The organism is Sphingorhabdus sp. (genome assembly GCF_040079335.1).
Lineage (GTDB): Bacteria > Pseudomonadota > Alphaproteobacteria > Sphingomonadales > Sphingomonadaceae > Sphingorhabdus_B.
The window spans coordinates 1-2,843 of sequence record NZ_JBEBKL010000104.1 but is presented as its reverse complement, the minus strand read 5'-3'; the positions used below and the strand labels follow the sequence as shown (position 1 = coordinate 2,843).

Sequence of the window (2,843 nt, the reverse complement as noted above, 5' to 3'; positions counted from 1 at the left end):
GGCGGAGGCGAGCGGCTGCGCCACTGGCCTGTCCCGGTTTGCCGAGTACCGACCCGATATCGTAATTGTGGACATCAAAATGCGCGATGGGAGCGGTTTCGATTTCGTCGAGCGACTGAAACCAGGTCGATGTCCAGTTGTGATTTTTGCGACGGCCTTCGACAGTTTTGCCGCTCGCGCTTTCGAAACGGGTGTAGTTGATTACGTCCTCAAGCCCATAGAGATACCGCGGCTGCGCGCAGCCCTTCATAGAGCGCGGCGGCGGCTCAGTGACAATGCAGCGGCCGACACCATCGTCGAACTGAAGGCAGTCATTGAGAACTTGCGACGATCGATCCCAGGTCAGGAAAAGCCGTTAGAACGCGAGGTGTGGGTCCGAGGAACGCATGGTGCAATGACTCGCGTGAATCTTATCGATATTCAGCTCGTTACAAGCGAGGACGACTATATTCGGTTGCATCTCTCTGAACGGTCATTTCTGATCCGACTATCTATCAAGGCTTTTGCCGACCAGGTGCCAGAGGGCGAATTTATCCGCGTTCATCGCACCGCTTTGGTGCGGCGTTCAGAAATCGTCGGTGTGACCCGGTCGGATGGAAGCTTGCACGCTGTGCTAACGGATGGTCGCTTGGTCCAAACGGGACGCGTTTACGCGCGTGCCTTGACCGCCTTAACAAAGGGCGCGCGGCTCGATTGAAATCTCGGCCGGCTCATTACGAACGTTCACCAGGCTTTAATCGACGTTCGCGTCTACGTTGGTGCGCTTGCCCGACATTTACGCACACTCATCCACGGCACCGTTGCTCATCCTAGAAGGGCGTGCTGCCTGCACCCGACAATCGGCCATCGGCGTGTCAGCCGAGTGCTACAGGGAGCATATATCATGACCAAAACCACATTCCACTACCGCCTGTGCTGCAGTTCAATTGTGGCGCTTGCCGCGACACTTGCTCAGCCGGCAGCGGCGCAAATGACGCCTGACCTTGCACCGACTGATTCCGCACCGGCAAGTGCCTCACCTGCTGCCGATGCTGGCGAAGAAATTATTGTGACTGGGTCGAGAATTGCGCGTGCCAACATTGATAACAGCACCCCTACATTAGTGGTCGATTCGACTTTGCTAGATCGTCAAGGATTCGTAAACATTGCCGATATTGCGACCTCGCTACCGCAATTTGCTCCAGCCTTTGGTGGCGGTCGCACAACATCCTCCTTCTCGGGGTCGGCGGTATCGGGGCTCAACACGACTAACCTTCGGAACCTTGCGCCAATCCGCAGCGTGGTGCTGATTAACGGACGACGCGTTCCTGGTGGGACCCCGCTGAGCACTGCAGTCGACTTCAACACCCTGCCGACCGCCAATATTGAGCGGATTGAGGTTATCACTGGAGGTGCTTCGGCCGTCTACGGTGCCGACGCCGTCGCTGGCGTGGTCAACATCATTACCAAGCGTCGTTTCGAAGGATTTCAGGCCGGTATCAGCTATGGCATCGCAGAGCGCAGCTACAATAAAAACCCTGGCGGGTTTCTGATGTTCGGGACGAAGCTGAACGACCGAGGCCATGCATTATTCACGGCGCAATACGCCTATGAGGGCCTCGTATCGTGTGCGGATGCCTACATCTGCGACACTGACATACGCTACAACAATCCCGCTGAAGGACCGGTCCGCGCCCCTGGTACCGGCATAACCGGCGTACCGCCTTTTTCCGGCGTGGTGCCGGGTGCGCGGTTTTTCATTGGTGCAGGTGCAACTGCGACCAACCTGACACGCAACCTGCAGACCGGTCAACTTCAGACCTTCAACATCGCCCGCGACGGCTACAATCGCAATCCAGAACGCACGCTTGCAATTCCGACCCGACGACTGATGTTCGCTGGCGAAGCTGAGTACGAGCTGAGCGATGCTGTGACTGCTTTTGCCGAATTCAATTATGGCAGCTCGTCGACCGATGGTCCGATCGAAGCGGCGCCGTTCCAGTCGTCGACCAACTTTTTTGGCGGGCAGCCCGGGGTGCCGGGGGTCGCAGTAACGATCCCTGTCAACAATCCTTTTTTCATCGCTGCCACGACACCCGCGCAACGAGCGCTATTGACGCCAGCCCAGATTGCGAACGGGATCGATTGGTCGCAGCGCTTTTCAGAGTTCGGGAAGCGTGGAGCAACCAATGAACGGAACACTGTTCGCGCCGTTGCCGGATTGAAAGGCGATTTCGCTCTTGGCGCCTCAAATTGGAACTGGGAGGCTTCCTACGTCTACGGTCGCACCGAGCTGCATAGTAATACTGACGGGCTTGTTGGCACGGATCGGCTCTATTATGGACTGCGGGTCGAGGCAGATCCAGCAAATCCAGGCGGTTTCCGGTGCGTTGACCCCGGTGCGCGGGCTCAGGGCTGTGTTCCCATCAATCCCTTCGCGCCATATACAGCAGACCAGATCAGATACGCCGTGGTGTCGGCGGGCCAGAGCGGCATTAGCACATTGCACGACTTCAACGCCTTCGTGTCTGGATCGCCATTCGAGCTCCCCGCTGGCCCGGTTAGCGTTGCATTGGGAGTCGAATACCGAAGCTTTTCCGGCTTTCAGGACGCCGATGAGGCAATCGAGCGCGGACTTACGACGGGCAATCAGATTAGTGATAATCAGTACGTGAAGATTAGCACCAAGGAAGCTTATGGTGAATTGATCGTGCCAGTTTTGCGCGACACGACGCTCGCTCGCAAACTTGAACTGGAGGCCGGCTACCGAATTTCCGATCCCAATTCAGGTGACAGCTATCAAACTTGGAAAGTGGGCGGGACTTGGGAGCCGTTGGAGGGCGTTCGTTTTCGCGGTGTGCGTG

2 protein-coding genes are annotated in these 2,843 nt (G+C 57.1%); both read left to right on the top strand.

Annotated features, from left to right (window positions below; all coding sequences use genetic code 11):
* On the top strand, window positions 1-697 hold a 697-nt coding region (locus ABL922_RS14435), incomplete at its 5' end, for a LytTR family DNA-binding domain-containing protein (protein WP_349024908.1).
* 186 nt (window positions 698-883) lie between these two features.
* Window positions 884-2,843 (top strand): TonB-dependent receptor plug domain-containing protein (locus tag ABL922_RS14430; protein ID WP_349024907.1); only part of this gene is annotated, 1,960 nt, incomplete at its 3' end.